A 15,981-nucleotide genomic window follows, 5' to 3' on the forward strand; every position below is an offset into this window, starting at 1 on the left:
TGGCTCGGCACTACATTGGGCTTTGCCGGGAAGGCTCCTGCCGAGCATGGCTCGGGCACTACATTGGGCTTTGCCGGGAAGGCCTCTGCCGAGCATGGCTCGGCACTACATTGGGCTTTGCCGGGAAGGCTTCTGCCGAGCGTGGCTCGGCACTACATTGGGCTTTGCCGGGAAGGCTCCTGCCGAGCATGGCTCGGCACTACATTGGGCTTTGCCGGGAAGGCCTCTGCCGAGCGTGGCTCGGCACTGCGCGGTCAATCTTCGAAATCGGTCTCTGCGGCCGGAGCTGCTTCAGCCGCCGGGCGCGGGCTGCGCTTGACCGGCTTGCTCAGCACTTCCACGTAGAACTGGGTATTGCCAGCGGCCACCAGTGCATCAATGGCACGGAACAGCTCGTCGTAGCCCACCGGCCCGGCAGAGGCTTCGTCCACGCCCAGCTTGCTGTCAAAGCCCCAGCTATCGGCACCGGCTGGCAGCGTCTTGCCGCGCTCACGCTTGGTGTACTTGCGGATGTCGTGCTTGCTGGCTTCCAGCAGGCGGTCGGGGTGCTTGCCTTCGATGGCGAGGCTATAGGTCTTCTTCACGGGAATCTCGTTGCTGCGCCGGCCCGGTTGGGCCGGCAGGGAATGCCGCCATTATCGGTGCAAACGGCTTGACCGTGGCTCAACCGCGTCGGGCGACCAGCAGCCAGTTGTTGAATGGGGTGTTGCCGTACAGCGGGGTGAGGCTGACGGTCAGGCCGCATTGTTGCAGCAATGCGCGCAAAGAGTCGGCATCGGGATAGTGGCGGGGCCTGAACTGCATCCAGCCGATCAGGTTGGCCGCGCGGTCGCCAATGCGCGATATGCGGCCACGGCGGGTGTGGTCGGCCAGCGCCATGCGCATCACCAGCCTTCCGTCATCCTCCAGCATCGCCGCCACATTGCGGAGCAGGGCTTGCTGGGCCTGCTCGGGCAGGTACTGGAGTACATCCAGAATGGCGACACTGCCGCGGTGGACAGGCAGGGTGGTGGCCAGGTCCATGACTTCGAAGGTGCCGGCAGTCAGGCTGGCGCGTTTGGCCACCTTGTCGGCGCGTTGGATCTTGGCGGCGTCGTTGTCCACGCCCCGGTACGGCATGTGCTGGCCGTCGTGGCGCAGCGCGTGGGCAAGCAGGCCCAGGCCGCAGCCCATGTCCAGCAATGGGGCTGCGCTGCCACGTAGTGCTTCGAGCACGCCCGGGTAGAGAGGGTCGCTGCGCAGTTTGCCCAGCGTGTAGTAGTAGTCCCAGCGGTTGCCCCAGGGCTGTATTGGAGCAAATGCGCCGGCGATGGCCCTGGCGGCCTCGGCCGGAAAGGCTTGCTGGCCAGAGTGCCCAGTCACGCGGCGGGGGCTGCCTGCAGCAGTTCCACAGCGACAGGCAAGGCCGCTTCCATCCAGCGCTGGTACATGGCCGCTGAAGGGTGCAGGCCATCATCGGCGAGCATCTCCGGGGTGTCACCACGGTCGCGGCTGGTCGGGGTGATATCGACGAAGGCGACGCCATAATCCCCGCAGCAGGCGTGTGCGGCGGCGTTGAAATCGTCGATCTCGCGGGCGACCTGGGCCGCATCGCGGCCGTTCTGCAGCGCGTACGGGGTAAAGCCCCAGTCCGGCGTGGACAGCACCAGTACCCGGCGCGGGTCTTCGCCAGCCAGGGCGATCGCGCGCTGCAGCAGTTGTTCGAACTGCTGCCGGTACTCGGCCAGCGGCCGTCCGCGGTACTGGTTGTTGACCCCGATCAGCAGGCTCACCAGTGCATACGGCCCTTGCGGGGCTTCGGCGTCGATGGCGGCAGCCAGTTCGTCGGTGGTCCAGCCGGTGGTGGCGATGACCTGCGGGTCGTCCAGCACGATGCCCTGCGCGCGCAGCGCGGCGGCGAGCTGGAAGGGCCAGGTGCCGGACTGCGGCACGCCTTCGCCGATGGTGTAGGAGTCGCCCAGCGCCAGGTAAGACGTGGAGGTGGCTGCGTTATCGCTCATCAAGTCCAATCAACCCACCGCGCTGCGTGGTTTCAGCTGTACCACCTTGGTGACCGCTTCGGCACGACGGCTGAGCAGTTTGTCAATGCGGCCGAAGACCTCGCGCATCACGCTGGCCTCGGGCAGCAGGGTGACGCGGAAGTGGTTGCGGTAGGGCACGTTGAAGCTGGAACCTGGTACCACCAGCACGCCTTCTTCTTCCATCAGCTGCAGCGCGAAGTCGTGGTCATCAAAACCTTGCGCCGCGGGGCCGATCACGGCCGGGAAGGCATACAGCGCGCCGGACGGCGCGACCAGCGACAGGTGCTCACTGGCCTCACAGGCCTCGATCACCGCACGGCGGGTTTCATACAGGCGGCCGCCGGGACTGCACAGTTCGGAGATGGTATCCGGGCCGTTGACCGCGGCTTCGATGGCGTACTGGCCGGGCACGTTGGCGCACAGGCGCAGCGCGCTGAGCAGGTCGAGTGCGGCGCGGAATTCGCCCAGTTGCTCGCCGGCACCGGACAGCAGCATCCAGCCCACCCGCCAACCGCAGGCGCGGTGCACCTTGCTCAGGCCGCTGAAAGTCAGGCAGGGATGATCGCCGGCCAACGGTGCGACCGGCTGGAACTGCGCGCCGTCGTACAGGATCTGGTCGTAGATCTCGTCCACCAGCAGCAGCAGGTTGTGCTTGCGGGCGATGGCGACGATTTTCTCCAGCAGCTCGCGCGGGTAGCTGGCGCCGGCTGGGTTGTTCGGGTTGATCAACACGATGGCGCGGGTGCGCGAGGACACCAGCGCTTCCATCTCCACCGGATCGGGCAGGAAGCCGTTTTCCGGGCGGCAGCGGTAATACACCGGTCGACCATCGTTGAGGATGGTGGCGGCCGACCACAGCGGATAGTCCGGCGACGGCACCAGCACTTCGTCGCCCGGGTTGAGCAGGGCGCGCAGCGACAGATCGATCAGTTCGGATACGCCATTGCCCAGGAACACGCGGTCAGCCACGGCATCGGGCGCACCACGGCGGGCGTAGGCGGCGGCGATGGCTTCACGTGCGACCGGCAGGCCCTGCTGGTGGGTGTAGGGATCGGTACGGCCCATGTCATCGGCGATGGCGTGCTGCAGGTGTGCAGGTGCGCGGAAGCCGAAATTGCCGGGATTGCCGATGTTGAGCTTGATCAGCTTGCGGCCCTGGGCCTCCAGCTCCCGCGCTCGTCGGGCCAGTTCACCACGGATTTCGTAGCGGACTTCGGACAGGCGTTCACGAGTGGCTAGCGGTTTGACAGGGCTTGACATTTTCTCAGGGCCATCACGGGCGTGGATTCTGCATGGTAGCCGAATTGTTGCGCTGCGGGGCGAGCGTTTGGTGGCGTGATTGGGGATTCGGGAATGCGGATTGGTTACAGGCAAAAACAAGGCAAAGGCACCCCTTCCCAACCTTCCCCGCGCTACGCGCAAGGGAGGGGGCAAGGCTTGGCTCCCTCCCTTTGCCGCAGGCAAGGGGAGGGTTGGGGAGGGGGGGCTCTGGCTACGGCTTTGGCCCAAACACCAGGCGCAACTGAACCGCCATTCCCGGCGCCAAGCGCCACCCCGGTAGAATCCCCCAATGACTGATTCCATCGACTTCGATTCGCTGCGCCATATCGGCTGGCCCTGGCCCGGTGCTCCCGAGGACCCGCAATGGCAGGAAGCTTTTGCCGCCCACCCGCAGGCCCGCCCGGGGCGCGTGATCGAACAGCACCGTTCCGGCTATGTGGTTGCAGATGCACCTGATAACAGCCTCAAGACCGAATCGCCGCCGGAATGGCAGCGGCCGCGCTTTCCCAGCCATGAGCGCGCGGCGGTAGGTGATTGGGTGTTGCTGGACGGCAAGCGCATCGTCGCGCTGCTGCCACGGCATACCTCGATCAAGCGCGGTGCGGCCGGTGAGCACTATCACCAGCAGGTGATCGCGGCCAATATCGATACGGTATTCATCGTCTGTGGCCTGGACGCCGACTTCAATCCGCGCCGCATCGAGCGCTACCTGCTGCTGGTTGGCGGCGGTGGTGCCTCTCCGGTGGTGGTGCTGACCAAGGCCGACCAGACTGAATACAGCGAAGACGCGCTGGCGGTGTTGGAAGACCTGGCCGCGCAGCAGATTCCGCTGCTGGCGATCAACGGCAAGGACCCGGAGAGCGTCTCCGCCCTGCTGCCGTGGTTGGGCCCGGGCAATACCGTGGTCCTGGTAGGTTCCTCCGGCGCCGGCAAATCCACCTTGACCAACACGCTGTTGGGCGAGAATCGGATGAAGACCAACGAAGTGCGCAGCAATGATTCGCGCGGCCGCCATACCACCACCCATCGAGCGCTGATGCCGCTGCCCTACGGTGCCTGCCTGATCGATACGCCCGGCATGCGCGAGCTCAAGCCGACCGGCGAGGAGACCTTGGCTGAAGGCGGCTTTGCCGATATCGAAGAGCTGACCACGCAATGCAAGTTCCGCGATTGCTCGCACCACAGCGAACCGGGTTGCGCGGTGCAGGAAGCCATCGAGCGCGGCGACATCGACGAGAGCCGGCTGGAGAGCTACCTCAAGCTGCGCGAGGAAGTGGCGCAGGCCGCAGCCAAGCTGGCCCAGCGTCAGGCAGAGCAGGCGACCGAACGCAAACACAGTGGGCGCGGTGCGCAATGGCGGCCGATCAACAAGGGCAAACGGCGTTGAAGCTTGCCTTTGCTGCTTGGGCTGCCACCCTTTTGCACGGTGAAGGGGGGGGCGCGCTGATGCGGTCGAGGCTTCGCGGCCTACGCCGCTGCCTAGGCTCCCTCCCTTTTGCGTAGCGAAGGGGGTGAAGAAGGCCCGCTTGCGCGCCACTGGCGCGCGGCCTGATGAACGACCGAAGGCTATGCCTTCGGGCCGGACGGGTTGGGGAGGGGTAGGCTGTTCGCGTGCTAATGCGGTCGTGGCTTCGCGACTTGCGCCGCTGCTTGGGCTCCCGCCGCTCCTGCAAGAGCGATGGCTGCGCGTTATTACCTGATTTGATCGAGGCAGGCATGACCACAGTTGATACCCACAACGATCCAGCCATCAGCCATCACGCCGCGCTTGACGCGCGCATGGTGGCGGCGGTGAAAGGCATCCGCCTGCTGAGCCTGACCAGCTGGCCGGCGGATACGCAGGCACCGTTTCTGGAGAGCGTGGCGCGCGGTAACCCGATGCTGCCGCAGGTGGACTACCCCAAGCTCGACTTCAGCGAAACCCGGCGCGAACTGGCGGCGGTAATGGATGCGGTGGACGCGAGCCATCCGCTGGGCAGTTACATCCAGGATTCTGCGCGCAGCTGGGATCTGGCCGCCAGTCTGTTGGAAGGCCTGGGCACGCGCGCGGTGGACGACTATTCCACCCAGTTGTTCGGCGTGCCCGAGCAGCCGATGCCGGGCAATGGCCCGACCACCCGCGATGCGGCAGGGCACTTCATCCAGATCGCGCAGGAACTGGACCACGAGTTGCTGGCACCGGAAGAGCAGGTGCCGGTATCGGCCACGGCCTTGCAACTGATGCTGCAGAGCGACCTGGATGAGTTCTTCGCCGGGCGCATGATCACCGTGGAGCTGGATCCGGAGTTGATTGCCAAGGCTGCCGCCGGGGCAACCCGCATCCGCCTGCGCACCCGCGCCACCTTCAGCGCCTATGACCGTGCGCAGCTCTATCACCACGAAGCGCTGGTACATTCGCTGACCGCGCTCAACGGCCGCGACCAGGTGGTCTTGCCCAGCCTTGCGCTGTCCTCGCCGCGTATCACCGCTACCCAGGAAGGCCTGGCAACGTTCGCCGAGCAGATCACCGGCAGCATCGACATCCAGCGGCTCAAGCGCATCAGCCTGCGCATCGAGGCGATTGCGATGGCGCGCGATGGGGCCGATTTCATCGAGGTGTTCAACTACTTCCGCGCAGCAGGGCAGACTGCCGAGGAGAGTTTTTCTTCCGCACAGCGCGTGTTCCGGGGCGTGCCCACCAGCGGCGGCGCTGCCTTCACCAAGGACACCGTCTACCTGCGCGGCCTGGTCTCTGTGCACACCTTCTTCCGGCAGATGCTGCGTGATGAAAAGCTGCAGACCTGCCGCTGGTTGTTCGCCGGCAAGATGACCCTGGAAGACGCACAGGCGCTGACGCCGTTGTTCGAGGCCGGCGTTCTGGCACCGCCGCGTTGGTTGCCGCAGTGGATCAACCGCGCCAATGGCCTGGCCGGCGCACTGGCGTTCTCGCTGTTCGCCAACCGCATCCGCATGGACCAGATCAGCGAAACCTGAGTTGGTTCAGGGCGTACCCAGCAACTGCTGCACCGCCCGTTCGCCACTGCCCATCGCCAATGTCCAACCGAGCATGCCGTGGCCGATATTGCAGGCCAGGCCGTCGCCGAGGTTTTTGATGATCGGCGAAGTCCACGGCGTGACCGGACGCAGCCCGGCCCAACTGCTTTCGATGTGCTCATAATCCGCGGCTTCGGGCAACGAGGCGCGTGCCTGCGCGATCAGCGTTGCCAGCCGCGCCGGTTCGGGCGCGGGATTCCAATCGTTGAGGTCGGCCAGGCCGGCAACGCGGACGCGCTCGCCCAGGCGGCAGAACACCAGTTTGCGCTTGGTGTCGGTGATGCTGACCCTGGGTGCATTGGCGCCCAAGGGGGCGGTGAAGGAATAGCCCTTGATCGCCATCACTGGCATGCGCAGGCGCAAGGGTTTGAGCAGGGCAGGGCTGTCGATGCCAGCACAGACCAGTACGCGTGCTGCCTGCAGCGTGCGGCCATCGCGGGCCTGCAGCTGCCACTGCCCATCCGCACGACGCAGCGACTGCGTATCGAAACCGAACAGTGCCTGCATGCCGTATTGCTGCTGCAACACCTGCAGCAGGCCCTGGCTGAAGCGGAAGGGGTCGCCGGCTTCTTCATCCGGCGAGTAGACACCGCCGGCCAGCCATTGCGCGCCAGTCAGTGCAGGTTCGATGGCGGTGGCTTCGGCTGCATTGACCAGCCGTTGCTGCACACCATGGCCACGTTTGAGCGCGATCATCGCCGCTGCGCCTTGTACGCCCTCGGTGGACGGGTACAGGTGCAGCTTGCCGGAGACCTCATGGTCGAAATCGATGGGGTGTTGCTGCAGCAGGGCCTGCATGGCCTGGCGTGATTCCAGTGCCAGTTCCAGCGTGGCCAGGGTATTGCGCTGCAGGCCTGCCGTACTGGCCTGGCGCAGGAAGGCCAGGCCCCAGCGCAGGAAGTCCGGGTCGGCTGACCAGCGTGTGCGAAAAGGTCCGTTGCGGCCAAATGCCATTTCCGGCAGCTGCGCCCAGGTTGCCGGGCCGGCCATCGCGTCGGTATAGGCGTAGCTGAGCTGGGCACCATTGGCGAACGAGGTGCCCAGTGCCGGACCGGCGTTGCGATCCAGCAGCAGTACCGAGCAACCGCGTCTTGCTGCGGCATAGGCGGTGGCCAGACCCACCACACCAGCGCCGATGACGACGAGGTCATGGCGGGAAGAAAGCGCGGGCGCAGCGTTGGATGTCATCAGCAGAGCGGCGTTACGGGGCGGGTAAGGGCCCATTGTCGCGCCAACCCGTGCACAAGGCACGGGTATGGCGCACGGAACCGACGGCTTAGTGCGGCCAGAAATTCAGGAAGCCGGTGATGATCAGCGCATTGATGAAGTCGATGAAGAACGCGCCCACCAACGGTGCCACCAGGAAGGCGCGCGGCGCCGGCCCGTAGCGCTGCGCCAGCCGCCGCATCACTGCCATCGCGTTGGCCGTGGTGCCGAGCATGAAGCCGATGAAGCCGCCGCCCATCACCGCCGCGTCGTAATCGCGGCCCATCAGCCAGTAGATCGGCACCGCGAACAGCGCCACCACCGAGACCTGGATGATCAGGTTGACCAACAGCGGCAAGCCCATGCCGGCCAATTCCCAAAGCTTCAGATCCATCAACGCGATGGCCAGGAACAAGGCCAGGCTGATGTTGCCGATCAGGTCGGTGGTCGGCACCGACAGCTTGATCCAGCCGGTGTAGTCGTCGATGTTGCGGATCACCGCGCCAACCAGCATCGCGCCGATATAGGTTGGCAGGGTCAGGCCGATGCCTTCGAAACCCTTGCCTACCCAGACGCCCAGCCACATCGCCATCAGCAACACGACGATGCTCTTCAACGCATCGAACTCGCGCGCCGATTCGCTGGGATAGCGCACGACCACCGCTTCGTCCTCGCCGAGCTGCGCACCGGTGGCCTTCTGGCTGGGGTGCTGCACCTTGAAGCGCTGCATCAGCACGGTGATCACCGGGCCACCGACCAGGCCGCCGCAGATGATGCCGGCCATGGCGGCGGTCACCGCCAGGCTTTCCGCGCCGACCAGGCCGGCCTGCTCGAAGTGCCCGGCAAAGGCCAGGCCGGTGGCCGGGCCGCCGGTCAGCGTGGCCGAACCAGCCAATACGCCGAACATCGGATTCAGGCCGAACAGCTTGGCGACACTGATGCCGATCAGGTTCTGCAGCACCGCGAAGATGCTGCCGATCAGCAGGAACAGCATCACCTGCTTGCCGCTGACCCGCAGCAGGCGCAGGCTGGCGTTGATGCCCAAGGTGGTGAAGAACGCCACCATCAGCGGGGTCTTGAGCGTGGTATCAAGCGTGAACAGGGTGGTCTGCTGGCCATGTGCCCACCACACGGCCAGGGCCACCAGCAGGCCGCCGACCACCGGTTCGGGCAGGTTGTAGCGGCGGAAGAACGGGATGGCACGGCACAATGCGTAGCCGGCGAACAGGGTCAGGCCGGCAAAGGCGACCGTCTGTACGGCGTCAAGTTGAATCATCAGGGCGGGGACCTTACACCAGCGAAAGGCGAACTTTGTCGTTCCCCCGGCACAATAGCAACCGGGCCTATTGGCACTGGACCGGGTTTTGGGTGCTTTCTGGTAGCGGTAATCGCGCGGTGCAGGGCCATGCCCGGTAGATGCATGGCCAGAAATCCACCGTAGTGCCGAGCCATGCTCGGCAGGGGCCTTGCCAGGAAATCCAGATGTAGTGCCGAGCCATGCTCGGCAGAGGCATTACCAGGAAATCCAGTTGTAGTGCCGAGCCATGCTCGGCAGAGGCATTACCAGGAAAACCAGGTGTAGTGCCGAGCCATGCTCGGCAGAGGCATTACCAGGAAATCCAGATGTAGTGCCGAGCCATGCTCGGCAGAGGCATTACCAGGAAAATCAGGTGTAGTGCCGAGCCATGCTCGGCAGAGGCATTACCGGTACAGCTTCAGCCGAGCATGGCTCGGCACTACGGTTGGATCAGTCGCGCTGCGGGCGCTTGTAGGCCACGCAGTCCACTTCCACCTTGCAATCCACCACCATGCGGCTTTCGACGCAGGCGCGGGCCGGCGGGTGTTCGCCGAAGTAGTGCTTGAACACGCCATTGAAGGCGTAGAAGTCACGGGCATCGTCCAGCCATACGCCACAGCGCACGACATGCTCGGGGCCGTAGCCGGCTTCGGCCAGGATCGCCAGTACGTTGCCGATGACCACATGCGACTGTTCGGTCACGGTGCCGGCCACCAGTTCGCCATCACGCATCGGTACCTGCCCGGAGACGAACAGCCAGCCGTCGGCTTCGACCGCGCGCGAGAACGGCATGTGCTGCTTGCCTTGGCCTACGCCGCCTTCGGCGCCATAGCGTTTGATGTCACTCATCGGTAGTCCTTTGTTTTGGGTACAGCGGTTGCATTCAGGCGGCTGGTGCAGCCTCGGGGCAGACAAAACGGCCTGCGCGGGCCACGACCTGCCGGCCGTCGTAGCTCAGGCAGCCATTGACCCAGACCGCGCTGATGCCTTCGGCGGCACGGATCGGATCGTGGAAGCTGGCGGTATCGCGTACCCGTGCCGGGTCGAACAGCACCAGGTCGGCACACCAGCCGGCGCGGATGAAGCCGCGCGCGCCCATCGCGAAGCGCGACGCGGGCAGGCCGGTCATCTTGTGCACGGCGGTATGCAGCGGGAACAACTGCTCATCGCGGGAATAGTGGCCAAGTACGCGCGGGAAGGTGCCCCACAGCCGCGGATGCGGGCGCGGGTCGCGCGGCAGGCCATCCGAACCGATCATGGTCAGTGGATGGGCAAGGATCTGGCGGACGTCGGCCTCGTCCATGCCGTGGTAGACGGCGCCAGCAGGCTGCAGGCGGATGGCGGCGTCCAGCAGCGACACATTCCAGTCGGCGGCGATCGCCGCCAGCAGGCGGCCGCCCTGGTCGGGCTCGGGCTCGGACCAGGTGATCAGGATGTCGAAGGCGTCGGTGACCTGCTTCAGGTCCAACGTCGAGGCGCTGGCGGCATAGGGGTAGCAGTCGCAGGCAACGTCCTGGGTGGCGGAGGCGGCGTGCAGGCTGGCCAGCACTTCGCCGCTGCGTCCCCAGTTGTCGATGCCGGCGCACTTCAGGTGCGAGACGCGGACGGCGGCCTGCGGTGCACGTGCGGCGCTGAAGGCCTCCTCCATCGCATCGAGGATGCCGCCGAATTCGTCGCGCAGGTGGGTGGCGTACAAGCCGTTGCGCGGCAGCTCCATGGCCAGTGCGTCGACTTCCGACGATGGCGCGCTGAAGGCCGAGGCATAGGCAAGGCCACTGCTCAGTCCCAGCGCGCCCTGGGCCAGGCTCTCACGCAGCTGTGTCCGCATCGCGTCGATCTCATCGGCGCTGGCGGCACGGTCGAGCCGGTCCATATGGTTCTGGCGCAGGGCCGTGTGGCCGACCAGCGCGGCTACGTTCACCGCCGGACCGGCCTGCTCCACCGCCCTGCGGTAGCTGGCGAAATCCGCGTAGCGGAAATCCTCGGCATCGCCGAGCAGGTTCATCGGGTCCGGCACCTGGTCGCGGATATGCACCGGGCTGGCGCTGATGCCGCAGTTGCCGACCACCACCGTGGTCACGCCCTGCGACAACTTGCTGCGCATGTCCGGATTGCGGATCACTTCCAGGTCGTCATGGGTATGCACATCGATGAAGCCCGGCGCCAGGGCCAGGCCCTGGGCGTCGATCACATTTGCCGCCGCGGCATCGCCAAGCTGGCCAACGGCGACGATGCGGCCGGCATGGATGGCCACATCACCCTGCACGCCGGCCTGGTCGCTGCCATCGAAGATCAGCGCGTTGCGTATCAAGAAGTCATGCATGGATCAGTCACCCAGCGGCAGGCGTGAATCACCGCCACGGTGGCGGTCCAGTGCCAGCTTGATGCGGCGCAGGTGCTCGTGGTTGGCGTTGGCGTCGCTGAGTGCGGTGGTGGTGGCGAGTACGTCGATCGCCAGCATCATCGCGTAGCGCGACGCGGAAGGTTTGAACACGAAATCCGTTTCCTCGATCTGGATCGGCAGCAGCCAGTCGCTGCGCTCGGCAAGGGCGGTGCCGGCCTGGGTGATGGCACCGATGCGCGCACCGTAGGTGCGGGCGATATCGGCGGCGGATACGATCTCCGGGGTGATGCCGCTGACCGACAACACCAGCACCAGGTCGTCCGGTCCCAGCGTGGCGCCGATGATCTTCATCATCAGCGCGTCGCTGCAGGCCGATACCGGGCGGCCAAAGCGCACCAGGCGGCTTTGCAGTTCCTGCGCGAAGACGGTGGAGCAGCCACCCAGGCCAAAGATGTGGATCATCCGCGCCTTGCACAACGCCTCGGCCAGGCCCTGCACCACGTCTTCCTTCAGGTTGGCGATGTTGTGGCGCAGGCTTTCCTGGATGTCATCGCAGATCTGCGCGTACAGCGCCGATACCGGCGGCGCGTTCTGCTGCTCCAGGAAGCGCTTGCCGACCGCGCTGGCGGAGGCCAGGCGTGCGCGCAGTTCGCGCACGTGCTCGCAGCCCAGGGCCTTGGCGAAACGCGAGATGGCGGCGGCGCTGACCTCGGCACGCTCGGCCAGTTCGCTGACCCCGTACTGTGCAGCGGCGTCCACGTCGGCAAGGATGGCCGCGGCGATGCGTGCTTCCACCGGGCTGAACTCATGCTGGCGCTGGCGCAGCTCATAGACGATATCGAACGTATTCTGCGACATGTTCAAAGCACCATGGAGAGGGCCATCACCAGCAGCAGGGCGACGACGGAGATAAGGGTTTCGAGCACCGTCCAGGTCTTGAAGGTCTGGGCGACGGTCATGTTGAAGTATTCCTTCACCAGCCAGAAGCCACCGTCATTGACATGTGACAGCACCACCGAGCCGGCACCGGTGGCCAGCACCAGCAACTCGGGGTGGGCGTAGCCCATCGCCGCGGCGATCGGCGCGACGATGCCGGAGGCCGTGGTCATCGCCACGGTCGCCGAGCCGGTGGCGATCCGCATCAGCGCGGCCATGGTCCAGCCCATCAACAGCGGCGACAGTTCAAAGCGCTGCGACAGGCCGATGATTTCCGCCGCAACGCCGGTGTGCACGAGGATGCCGTTGAGACCACCGCCGGCGCCCACCAGCAAGGTGATGGCAGCGGTGGGGGCCAAACACTCCTGGGTGAACTTGAGGATCTGCTCACGGCTGAAGCCACGTAGCAGGCCCAGGGTGATGAAGCTCATCAAGGTCGCCAGCAGCAGCGCCACCACCGAATGGCCGATGAAACGCAGGCCGTGGTTGAGGGACGAGCCGGGTGTTGCGATCTGGTCGGCCCAGCCACCGAGCAGCATCAACCCGACCGGCAGCAACAAGGTCGCCAGGGTGATGCCGAAACCGGGCAGTTGCTCATCGGGAATGCGGCTATGGCCTTCATCGAGCAATGCCGCTTCCATCGGGTTGTGCGCGGGCAGCTGCACCCTGGGAGCAACGAATTTGGCGAACACCGGACCGGCCAGGGCGGCCGTCGGCAAGCCGACCAGCAGCGAATAGAACACGGTGCGGCCGACATCGGCGCCATAGGCATTCACCGCCAGCATCGCCGCCGGATGCGGTGGCACCAGGCCGTGCACGACCGACAGGCCGGCCACCATCGGCAGGCCGACCAGCAGCAGCGGCACGCCAGTGCGGCGGGCCACGTTGAGCACGATCGGGATAAGCAGCACGAAGCCGACTTCGAAGAAGATCGGCAAGCCCACGCAGAAGGCGATCAGCATCATCGCCCAGTGCACGTTCTTCGTGCCGAAGCGGGCGATCAACGTGCGCGCGATGCGCTCGGCGCCGCCGGACTCGGCCATCATCTTGCCGAGCATGGTGCCCAGCGCGACGATCAGGGCGATATGTCCCAGGGTCTTGCCCACGCCTTGTTCATAGGCCGGCAGGATTTCCGGTGCCGGCATGCCGGCAAACAGTGCAAGGCCCACTGAAACCAGGGTGACACTGATGAAGGGGTTAAGCCGAAAGCGGGCGATCAGCACAATCAGTGCGAGGATCGACAAGGCGGCGTAGATCAACAGCAGATTACCGTCGGTCATGCGTACAGGCCCGGAGGAAGCGGTTAGAACTGCGTGGAAACGGCGCCGACGACGCGGTGTGCGTCATCGACCACCAGCAGGTGGCGCCATTTGTCGAAGGTCAGGCAGGGATGGGAGATATCGAAACAGAGCATGTCGCCCACCTGCAGCGCATCGTCGGCCTGCACTTCGAGGAAGGCGTGCTGGTCCATCATCGCGGTGACCTTCCAATGCGCGGCGGCGTTGCTCGGCGCCGCCTCGCCGGGGCGATAGTGCAGGGCGGGGACCGGGAAGCCGGCATCGAAGGCGGCATCGCGCTTGCCCAGGCCGATGATCGCCTTGCCCGGTTCCGGCCGTGACTGCACATAGGCCCAGAGGCGCAGCGCTGGCTGCAGGCTGCTGCCCATTTCGCGGGCGACCGGGTTGCTGGCGTGGATGCGTTCGGCGGCCTGCCGGTAGATACCGACGTCGTGACTGAGATAGCAGCCCGGGCGCAGCACGATCTGTGCATCCGCATCGTTGGCCAGCACCGAGAATTCCTCGGCAACCACGTCGAACCAGGCCGAGCCAGCGCCGCTGAGGATGGCCGGCAACTGGCGGAAGCCGCCATTGGCGTGGATCGCCTGCCACTGTGCCAGGCTGCGCTGCAGCATGGCGCGGACGCCGGCCTCGTCGCCGGCGACACCTTCGTAGACTTCCACGCCCACCAATGCCACGGCATCGGGCCAGCGTGCAATTTCCTCCAGCACCGCCTGCGCCTGCGCCTCATCGCGTACGCCGGTACGTCCCCCGGCCAGGCCGATCTCCAGCAGCACCTTGATCTGCTGCCCGCGCGCGCTGAAATAGCTGCCCAGCGCGGCCACATTGGCGGCCGAGTCCACCACGCAGGCGAACCAGAAGCCCGGGTCGCGCTGCTGCAGGGAGGCGATCAGCGCGAAGTTGCCCTTGCCGACCAGCTGGTTGGCCAGCAGCACGCGCTGCACGCCTTCGGCATGGGCAGCGACGGTCTGTGCCGCGGTGGCCAGGGTGATGCCCCAGGCACCGGCATCGAGCTGCATGCGGAACAGGGCCGGGCTCATGGTGGTCTTGCCGTGCGGCGCCAACTGGCAGCCATAGGCCTGCGCGAACCGACGCATCCACTGCAGGTTGTGCTGCAGCGCCGGGGCACTGAGCACCGCGGCTGGCAGGCTCAGTTGCTCCTCCAGGATCGAAGGTGCGGCGGCTGCGATCGACGCAGGCGTCCACGGGCCGCCGCTGGGGAGGCCCTTGCCGACTAGAACTGCTTCGGAATGAAAGTAATTTTCCTGCACGAATCCTGCCTCTTGCCGTGGTCACCCGGGATTATGGATGGCGATTGGGGCGAAAGGTGGAGAATACGTGAAAATTATTTTCTTGTGTGCACGGCGCCCGCCCGGGCGGGCCTGACAAGCGGGCTCAGAAGTGCATTTGGGCGCGTCCGGCAAGCACGCCGGTATGGTCCAGCGTCTGCCCGCGCAGTTCATCACGGCGCCGGCTGTCGGTCCAGTCCAGCATCAGCCGGACCTTGCTGGAGGCGTACCAGTTCACCCCAAGGGTCCAGGCTTCAGCGGTGACATCGCGCTGCTGCGCTGGCCATTGGCGGCCGTTGATGCGGTCGTAGCGGGCGACAAGTTCCCAGGCGCCGATGTCCCCCTCCGGTTCCAGCTGGATGAAGCGGCCACCTTTGGGGTCATAGGGACGGGTTTCGCCGGTGAGCAGCCAGCTGCCTTGCAGGTAGCCGGCCTGGACTTCGCCACGTTGCTGGCCGTCGTCGTAGCGGGCGCCGCCGTACTCGGCCTGCCACGACCAGGGGCCGGACACGCCTGCGGTTTCGAAGCTGTAGCGGTTCACCGAGACTGCGCGGCCGCTGCGGAAGTCCACCAGTGGCAAACCGCCGTTGTCACCGTAGTGGCCGGTGGTGCGAGCCTGCGCACGCAGCGGCAGGGCGCCATCGGCACCTGGATGGCTGTGGTGCTCGTGGGCACCGGAGACACCAAAGTGCAGGACATGGCCCGGTTGCTGCCAGGGCGCGTGGCCGACGCGGCCGCCGATGACGTGCCCCTTGGCCTGCCAGACGTCGATGCTCTCCAGGCTGAAAACGCTGCCGCTCCAGAAAATGCCTGCATGGTTGCCTTGCGCACCGATGCCCAACCGGTAAGCCGTCCCCAGCGACTGCACCAGGAAACTGCGCTCGATGGTGGGGGTGTGGTTGGCGCTGCTGCGATCATCCAGCGTGTAGAACTGCTTGAACTGGCCGACAGTCAGCAGGGCAGTGCCGATCTTGTGGGTGAGATATACGTCGCGTGCGACCGGGCGATGGCCAGCGAAGTCGGCCTCGAGCTTGTAGCCCACGCTGTGCACCTTGCCTGCCACGCCCAACCACGCAGCGCGCAGATCGTCGCCGCTGCGTTCTGCGGGGCCGCGCGTGTCATTGTCGAAATGGGCGAACTCGTAGTAGAGGCGGCCGCTGAACTTGGCGGTGATGTCGTCGTTGGCAAGTGCGGTGGGCGCGGTGGCCAGCATCAGCAGGCCGGTGAATGCAGTGCACAGGGGGAAATCGGCCATCCGTTGCCTCGACACAGGGGA

The 15,981-nt window shown here is 65.8% G+C and carries 14 protein-coding genes; 2 read left to right on the forward strand and 12 right to left on the reverse strand.

The window, feature by feature from the left end; translation table 11 throughout:
- Positions 1–254: 254 nt before the first annotated feature.
- From RT131_RS12315 to RT131_RS12330, 4 genes are all read right to left on the reverse strand, one after another.
- Positions 255–584: a DUF6172 family protein gene (locus RT131_RS12315; RefSeq protein WP_313173097.1), complete on the reverse strand. Its 330-nt coding sequence runs from the start codon at positions 582–584 to the stop codon at positions 255–257.
- A 79-nt stretch (positions 585–663) separates the two neighbouring features.
- Complete coding sequence (locus tag RT131_RS12320; RefSeq protein ID WP_313173098.1) at positions 664–1,362, reverse strand: class I SAM-dependent methyltransferase; 699 nt, start codon at positions 1,360–1,362, stop codon at positions 664–666.
- Positions 1,359–2,000, reverse strand: a complete 642-nt coding sequence (locus RT131_RS12325; protein ID WP_313173099.1) for an SGNH/GDSL hydrolase family protein — start codon at positions 1,998–2,000, stop codon at positions 1,359–1,361. Before RT131_RS12325 ends, RT131_RS12320 begins: the two co-directional genes overlap by 4 nt.
- Before the next feature lie 9 nt (positions 2,001–2,009).
- Positions 2,010–3,281, reverse strand: a complete 1,272-nt coding sequence (locus tag RT131_RS12330) for a pyridoxal phosphate-dependent aminotransferase (RefSeq protein ID WP_313173100.1) — start codon at positions 3,279–3,281, stop codon at positions 2,010–2,012.
- A gap of 310 nt (positions 3,282–3,591) precedes the next feature.
- On the opposite strand from RT131_RS12330, the gene rsgA reads away from it, so the two are divergent.
- Positions 3,592–4,689, forward strand: coding sequence for a ribosome small subunit-dependent GTPase A (gene rsgA / locus RT131_RS12335; protein ID WP_313173101.1), 1,098 nt, complete (start codon positions 3,592–3,594; stop codon positions 4,687–4,689).
- 329 nt (positions 4,690–5,018) lie between these two features.
- A complete protein-coding gene (locus RT131_RS12340) occupies positions 5,019–6,275 on the forward strand; it encodes a flavohemoglobin expression-modulating QEGLA motif protein (RefSeq protein WP_313173102.1) in 1,257 nt (418 codons plus the stop codon).
- A gap of 6 nt (positions 6,276–6,281) precedes the next feature.
- Here the strand turns inward: RT131_RS12340 and RT131_RS12345 are convergent, their stop codons facing one another.
- The 8 genes from RT131_RS12345 to RT131_RS12380 form a co-directional block, all read right to left on the reverse strand.
- Positions 6,282–7,523: an FAD-dependent oxidoreductase gene (locus RT131_RS12345; protein WP_313173103.1), complete on the reverse strand. Its 1,242-nt coding sequence runs from the start codon at positions 7,521–7,523 to the stop codon at positions 6,282–6,284.
- A gap of 88 nt (positions 7,524–7,611) precedes the next feature.
- Entirely contained in the window at positions 7,612–8,817 is a 1,206-nt protein-coding gene (gltS, locus tag RT131_RS12350; RefSeq protein WP_313173104.1) for a sodium/glutamate symporter, read from the reverse strand.
- 471 nt (positions 8,818–9,288) lie between these two features.
- On the reverse strand, positions 9,289–9,687 hold the full coding sequence (locus RT131_RS12355) for a RidA family protein (protein ID WP_313173105.1): 399 nt from the start codon (positions 9,685–9,687) through the stop codon (positions 9,289–9,291).
- A gap of 34 nt (positions 9,688–9,721) precedes the next feature.
- Positions 9,722–11,161: a D-aminoacylase gene (locus RT131_RS12360; protein WP_313173106.1), complete on the reverse strand. Its 1,440-nt coding sequence runs from the start codon at positions 11,159–11,161 to the stop codon at positions 9,722–9,724.
- Between the two features lie 3 nt (positions 11,162–11,164).
- A complete protein-coding gene (locus tag RT131_RS12365; protein WP_313173107.1) occupies positions 11,165–12,040 on the reverse strand; it encodes a MurR/RpiR family transcriptional regulator in 876 nt (291 codons plus the stop codon).
- A 2-nt stretch (positions 12,041–12,042) separates the two neighbouring features.
- Entirely contained in the window at positions 12,043–13,398 is a 1,356-nt protein-coding gene (locus RT131_RS12370) for a gluconate:H+ symporter (protein WP_313173108.1), read from the reverse strand.
- A gap of 23 nt (positions 13,399–13,421) precedes the next feature.
- Positions 13,422–14,687 carry an amino acid deaminase gene (locus RT131_RS12375; RefSeq protein ID WP_313173109.1) on the reverse strand — a complete coding sequence of 422 codons (1,266 nt, stop codon included), beginning with the start codon at positions 14,685–14,687 and terminating at the stop codon, positions 13,422–13,424.
- Positions 14,688–14,811: 124 nt separating this feature from the next.
- Positions 14,812–15,960, reverse strand: coding sequence for a porin (locus RT131_RS12380; RefSeq protein ID WP_313173110.1), 1,149 nt, complete (start codon positions 15,958–15,960; stop codon positions 14,812–14,814).
- Between the last annotated feature and the right edge of the window lie 21 nt (positions 15,961–15,981).

Source organism: Stenotrophomonas sp. (genome assembly GCF_032066555.1).
Classification (GTDB): Bacteria; Pseudomonadota; Gammaproteobacteria; order Xanthomonadales; family Xanthomonadaceae; genus Stenotrophomonas.

Bases quoted from the DNA above. Each gene is read 5' to 3' on its own strand.
- RT131_RS12325 (WP_313173099.1), bottom strand. From the start codon at position 2,000: ATGAGCGATAACGCAGCCACCTCCACGTCTTACCTGGCGCTGGGCGAC.
- RT131_RS12330 (WP_313173100.1), bottom strand. From the start codon at position 3,281: ATGTCAAGCCCTGTCAAACCGCTAGCCACTCGTGAACGCCTGTCCGAA.
- rsgA (WP_313173101.1), top strand. From the start codon at position 3,592: ATGACTGATTCCATCGACTTCGATTCGCTGCGCCATATCGGCTGGCCC.
- RT131_RS12340 (WP_313173102.1), top strand. From the start codon at position 5,019: ATGACCACAGTTGATACCCACAACGATCCAGCCATCAGCCATCACGCC.
- RT131_RS12345 (WP_313173103.1), bottom strand. From the start codon at position 7,523: ATGACATCCAACGCTGCGCCCGCGCTTTCTTCCCGCCATGACCTCGTC.
- gltS (WP_313173104.1), bottom strand. From the start codon at position 8,817: ATGATTCAACTTGACGCCGTACAGACGGTCGCCTTTGCCGGCCTGACC.
- RT131_RS12355 (WP_313173105.1), bottom strand. From the start codon at position 9,687: ATGAGTGACATCAAACGCTATGGCGCCGAAGGCGGCGTAGGCCAAGGC.
- RT131_RS12360 (WP_313173106.1), bottom strand. From the start codon at position 11,161: ATGCATGACTTCTTGATACGCAACGCGCTGATCTTCGATGGCAGCGAC.
- RT131_RS12365 (WP_313173107.1), bottom strand. From the start codon at position 12,040: ATGTCGCAGAATACGTTCGATATCGTCTATGAGCTGCGCCAGCGCCAG.
- RT131_RS12370 (WP_313173108.1), bottom strand. From the start codon at position 13,398: ATGACCGACGGTAATCTGCTGTTGATCTACGCCGCCTTGTCGATCCTC.
- RT131_RS12380 (WP_313173110.1), bottom strand. From the start codon at position 15,960: ATGGCCGATTTCCCCCTGTGCACTGCATTCACCGGCCTGCTGATGCTG.